The sequence below is a fragment of the Streptomyces sp. WM6378 genome, assembly GCF_001279695.1.
Classification (GTDB): Bacteria; Actinomycetota; Actinomycetes; order Streptomycetales; family Streptomycetaceae; genus Streptomyces.
The window spans coordinates 1-5,570 of sequence record NZ_LGDD01000071.1 but is presented as its reverse complement, the minus strand read 5'-3'; the positions used below and the strand labels follow the sequence as shown (position 1 = coordinate 5,570).

The 5,570-nt window shown below is 67.1% G+C and carries 2 protein-coding genes and 3 pseudogenes; 3 read left to right on the top strand and 2 right to left on the bottom strand.

Features of this window, described 5'->3' with window-relative positions:
• Nucleotides 1-94 precede the first annotated feature (94 nt).
• Nucleotides 95-1,038: pseudogene (locus ADK54_RS09485) on the bottom strand (transporter).
• A gap of 882 nt (nucleotides 1,039-1,920) precedes the next feature.
• Here ADK54_RS09485 and ADK54_RS48745 point away from each other — a divergent pair.
• The 3 genes and pseudogenes from ADK54_RS48745 to ADK54_RS09470 all read left to right on the top strand — a co-directional run.
• Nucleotides 1,921-1,992, top strand: a pseudogene (locus ADK54_RS48745) (hypothetical protein); the annotation flags it as partial.
• A gap of 177 nt (nucleotides 1,993-2,169) precedes the next feature.
• Complete coding sequence (locus ADK54_RS09475) at nucleotides 2,170-3,090, top strand: carbohydrate kinase family protein (RefSeq protein WP_078966244.1); 921 nt, start codon at nucleotides 2,170-2,172, stop codon at nucleotides 3,088-3,090.
• A gap of 29 nt (nucleotides 3,091-3,119) precedes the next feature.
• Entirely contained in the window at nucleotides 3,120-5,246 is a 2,127-nt protein-coding gene (locus ADK54_RS09470; protein WP_053725114.1) for a trehalose-6-phosphate synthase, read from the top strand.
• A 235-nt stretch (nucleotides 5,247-5,481) separates the two neighbouring features.
• On the opposite strand, the pseudogene ADK54_RS44760 reads toward ADK54_RS09470, so the two are convergent.
• A pseudogene (locus ADK54_RS44760) lies at nucleotides 5,482-5,570 on the bottom strand (IS5/IS1182 family transposase); the annotation flags it as partial.

Sequence of the window (5,570 nt, the reverse complement as noted above, 5' to 3'; positions counted from 1 at the left end):
ACACCAACCCCCGCCCCTATGTGTGGCACAAGACCGCCGACCAGATTCTCAACAGCCTCGCCAACTACTGCCGACGCATCAACGACTCAGGTCACTAGCTCCACCGCCACTCCCTGACCGCCCCCTCGGAAGGCAGCACCACGACACCAGCCCACAACTGCACATCCCGGCCGCACAGGACGGCATGCTCCAGATCCCGCTCCGAGCGCAGCTGCAGCTCCAGGTCGCCCGTGCCGTGGTGGCCGACCCCAGTAACGTCCCGGGTGAAGCCCGGAACGAGGTCGACTCCCTTCGGGTCCGCCTTGAGGTATGCGAGGAGCTTGGTGTGCTGCGGCGCGAGCACGCAGGCGAAGTTCCGCAGCCGCTGGTAGGCGCGGTACTGCTTGCGCTGGACCCGGGTGATGCCATCCCCGAGGCCGGTCAGCACCTCGTCGACCGCCCCGGCCAACTCGGCCATCGCGCCGCCCTGCTGTGGAACCGTCGGCAGTCCGGCCGCCCTCCGACGCCCCCCGCCGGGAAGCGACCGACTGTCCGGTGACCGACGCCACGGTCTCCAGGCCGAAGTGGTCGCTGCCGAAGTACCGGTAGCGGACCAGGTCGATCAAGCGCCGGTGCTCGCGTACGGCGTGTGCGTCGTAGCGGGTGAAGTCGCCGGCCACGCAGATCAGCCTCGGTGCGCTCCACAGGATCTGGGACGCGGCCGTGCCCCCGAGCCGGTCGCGGACCAGGTTCCGGAAGGCGTCCTTGTGGGCCATGAGCCAGGCCCTGTGGTAAAGGCCCTGATTTGATCACACCTGCGTCGGTGCCGCGCTTGTACTCGACGATCACCGGGGCCCCGTTTTCGTCGAGACCCAGCGAATCGATGCGCCCGCCGTCGACACAGTCGATGACGTACTCGCTCGCCAGGAACCGCACTCCGAGCGTCGCCTCCATGTGCGCCTCTACGAGGTCCTGTACATCCGCCTCGATCTCAGCGAGACGCGGAGCAACCTCGGTAACGCCACCGTTTGTCGTGTGGAACAGCTTCAGACCCGACACCTTCCCCTCCCCGATCTTGTGCCGGGAGCCAACGGCACAGGCGTCACAATTATTTCCGCCCGAAGAAACGACCCGCTCGTGAACACTTCGACAGCCGTGAGCGAGCGCACGGGAAAGGCCAGCGACGGACGGTACCGCTCAGTGAGGCTTACTCAGGGAGGCCACAGGAGGCCCTGAGGGGCACGCGAATCCGTACGCTCGCAAAGCGCTACAGCCTCCGCTGCTGGGAGGTCCGCCTGGCCCTGGAGGTCCCGCGCCTGACCGCCACTGAGACGCGTCTGCTGACCGCCCCCTTCACAGGGGAACTCGCCGACCTGGTCGAAGGCCTGATCGGCAAGAAGGCTCAACGGAAGGCAGATCTGGATGGAACTCCTGGACCACCACGACTACTTGGTCACCTACGACGACATCCGCCATTACCTGAGGTACACACGCCCCCGAAGGGCATCATCACGAGCAGACTCGCTGACATCCCAGCCAGCCGGCTGCAGATGACCAACCTTGCTGATGAAGGACAAACTGCCTTCATGCGCTCGCCGAACCAGGCTCAGCTCGCCACGGAGGGCCCTTTTGAGCAATGCGCAGTCGATATATCGCCACTTCTTTCAACAACATCACGACTGGGCGCCATCGTTCGCTTACGTTTCCGATCATGCATGATCCGCAGCACGTGTCGCACTTGCCGCAGGAGGAGACCGACTTGATTCGTGCGTGCCACGAACTGGGTTATGAGACTGCCCGGCAGGAGGCGGCGAGCGGCGAGCGACTGGTGCGTTGCCTGGGGCTGGATCTCATGGTGCCGCCCGAAGTGCTCGCGCCTGCTCCTGTGGTGGCCGAGGTGCTGGGCAGGTCGGTCCTTCGGAAGCCAAGAGAGGCCGAAGAGTGCTGGACCTGGGCACCGGGTGCGGCATCAATGACATCCTGGCCGCAGGACGCGGCTGTGATGTGCTGGCTGTCGACATCAACCCGCACGCTGTCGCCGCGGCAGCCACGGACGCAGTACGCAACGGCTGTCTCCCGGTCGCTGATGGACCGCAGCGGACTACGGCGCACGGTGGTGGACTGGCTGAAGCGCGAGCGCGACAGCCGACTGGTGGAGTACATCGCCTACCGGCTGAGCCGGTGACGCCCATGTCCTCTCAACGAGCGAAAGACACAGTGCTCATCGCCGGGGCCTACGCGGTCGACCTGGTTCTCACGGATCTGCGCGGCCCGGTGACCGCGGGGGCCGAGGTGTGGGCCGATGGACTGGACATGGTGCCCGGAGGGGCGTTCACGTTGGCGATGGGGCTGCACCGGCTGGGGCGGCAGGCAGTGTGGGCGGCCGATTTCGGCACGGATGTCTTCAGCCGTGAGGTCCTGGCCGCGGCGCGTCAAGAAGGCATGGACGAGGCAGGCTTCCGTCATCACCCACGCCCTGTGCGCAATGTGACGGTAGCTCTGTCCGATGCGAAGGACCGGGCAATGATCGCCCACGAGGACCCCATCACGGCCCGCCCTCTCGCAGAGTTGATCGATACGTTCCGCCCGTCAGTGGTGATGCTCCCCTTCCTCCAGTTCGGGCCGGACGCCACAGACGCGCTGGAAATGGCCGCCCGGCACGGGGCCCGGGTATTCATGGACTGCCAGGACTATCCCGGCCACATCGGCATGGACGACGTACGCAAGGCCCTGGGGCAGGTGGACGTATTCGCGCCCAACGAGTCAGAAGCGCTGCGGGTGACCAGGGCCGGCACGGTCGAAGAGGCGCTGTCACTGCTCTGCGAGCTGGTGCCCACGGTGGTGATCAAACGCGGTCCAGCAGGCGCGGTAGCCGCAACGAACGGGCTTCGGACAGCTCAAGACTCTCTTACGGTGCCGGTGGTGGACACGACGGGAGCCGGAGACTGCTTCAACGTGGGCTTCGTGCACCGGTGGATTGACGGCAGCCCGCTGAACGCCTGCCTGGCAGCGGGCGTGGCCTGCGGAGCCGCCGCCGTTACCGGACCCGGCTCAAGCAACGCGCTCAACGCTCCCGAGCTCACGACATGGCTCACACGGCTGCCGCACTGAACGTGGAACCAGGAAAACAGGGGGCTGTCATGAACTACCGCGAAAACCGGGCGCGTGGCGGACACGTCCCTGCGGGCCAAAGAGTCCTGGTCGCCGACCTCGACGGCACATTGCTGGGCGGCGACCAGGAGAGCCGCCTGCAGCTGCGCCGTGCTCTGGAGCGCCACCCGGAGATCACCGTCGTCTTCGCCACAGGCCGCAGCCTGAACTCCGTACGGGCGCTACTGCGGCACGACCCGCTGCTCCCCCCACCCCGGTGGATTGTCGCGGACGTCGGTGCCAGCGTCATCGACGCCACCGACATGAGCCACACCGCCGCGCTGGAACGCCCCCTGCGGATGGGATGGCCCGGGCACGCACCCGTCCGGGAAGCGCTGCGCGGCTTCCCTCAACTCGCGTACCAGAACGTCGCCCAGGAAGGGCGCTGCTCGTACTTTCTGGCTCCCGAAGGGTTGACCGGCGACCTCACGTCGGCAGTGGAGAACATGGGATGCTCCTGGTCCTACAGCGAAGAACGCTACTTCGACGTCCTGCCCCCACGCGCGGGCAAGGGACCAGCCGTCCGGCAGCTCATCCACAAGCACCAATGGCCCTTATCCGGCCTGCTCGTTGCCGGTGACTCACTCAATGACCTCTCACTGTTCCACCTCCGCTGTCACGGAGTCATCGTGGGCAACGCCGAAGCGGCCCTCACCGAGCGAGCCCCCGAAGACCCCCTGATCCACCGCTCCCACCTCGACGGGGCCGCCGCCATCCTCTCAACGCTGCACCACCTCAACTGGGTCGAGCCGCCCTCACCTGTCGTCATCGGCTACCACCGCGCTCCCGCTCGCTGGAGCGAAGGACGATGGGAACAACCCTCCAGCCCCAACGGCATCCTGCCCACCCTCACATCCATCGTCGGCAGCACGAACAAGGACGGCGGCCTGCACGCTGTGTGGGCCGCCGCGGTCACCGCAGAAGGCCACGACTCCTGGCCCTCCTCGTTCCCCGACCGCCTGCCCATGGCGCTTCTGCCCGTGCCGGCGTCCCGCTGGGCCGGGTATTTCCACCGGGCCTGCAAAGAAACGCTGTGGCCGGCGCTGATGTCCCAGCCCCACCTCATCCATCACGACCCGGCCCACTGGGCCGACTACGAGCACGTCAACGCCGCCTTCGCGGACCACATCAGCTCCCATGCCGCCCACGACGCAACCGTGTGGCTGCACGACTACAACCTCTGGCTCGTCCCCGGCCTCCTCAAGCGCGCTCGGCCGGACCTGACCATCGGCCTGTTCCACCACACCCCGTTCCCCCCGCCCGACGTCTTCCGTGCCCTGCCCGTCGCCGAACAGCTGTGCACCTCCCTCGTCCAACTGGACTGGGCAGGGTTCCACACGGCCGCCTTCGCCGACCACTTCCACCAGCTCCTGCAAGACAGCACCACCGTGCCACGCACCGGTGTCCATCCGCTGGGCATCGACCAGGCAGCCGTCGCAGCCCTCGCACGCTCCCGCACCCCCCACGCCACCACTGAAGACAGCCTGCTGGTCCTGTCCGTGGAACGCCTGGACTACGCCAAAGGCCCCGTTCACAAGATCCGCGCCCTCGCGACCCTCCTCGACCGACAACCAGAGCTGCGCGGACGACTGCGCTTGCGGCTCGTCTGCCCGCCACCCGAGCCTGGCATCCGCGCCTACGAGACAACCCGCATCGAACTCGAACTAGCCATCAGCACACTCAACGCCCGCTGGAGCACCGGTGAATGGCAGCCGGTGGAATACATCCCCCGATCGCTCCCCTTCACCGAGGTCGTGGACCACTATCTGGCAGCCCACGTCTTCTGGGTGACCTCCCTGGCGGACGGGATGAACCTCACCGTCCAGGAATACCTCACCGCTCAAGCCGCCTCCGGACGCGCAGGCATCCTCGTCCTCTCCCGCCACGCCGGTATCGCTCAGCAGCTCGGGAACGCGGCACTGCTCACCGACCCCCACGACCCGCAGGACCTCGTCGACGCCCTGCACACCGCGCTGACAATGGCCCCGTCTCATCGCATGGCGAACACGGCCCACCTGATTCACCTGCTCGACGCCGCCCCACCCGTCGACTGGGCCCGCGCAGTGATCGCGGCCATCGGCGAGAAGCCCGGACAGCCACCAGGCCCGGCCTCCTGAAACGCGCCGTGCACGTACGGGTGACCGGCCCAGGCAGCAGCAACCCCACCACCGCGGCCGACCAGCACACCTACATCGCCTCGCACCGCCAGCCTCGACGTGAAAGTCCCCTCGCAGCCGCACCCGGGCATCCTGGTCCCCTACCTCGCCTGCACCGGCCCGAGTGCGGTCACCTCCGCCACCGCGAAGGCATCGGCCCAGGATCGAAAGCCGAGGCAGGGAGGTTTTTCCAACCTCACGTCGTGGCGTGGTGAAGGACGACGACGGCCTTGACGATGTCGGTGATGCGGTTGGTGCTGCAGCGGAGCTTGTGCAGTAGGCGCC

Excerpts from the sequence above, each read along its gene's own strand:
- ADK54_RS09475 (WP_078966244.1), top strand. The coding sequence starts at position 2,170 with ATGTCCTCTCAACGAGCGAAAGACACAGTGCTCATCGCCGGGGCCTAC.
- ADK54_RS09470 (WP_053725114.1), top strand. The coding sequence starts at position 3,120 with ATGAACTACCGCGAAAACCGGGCGCGTGGCGGACACGTCCCTGCGGGC.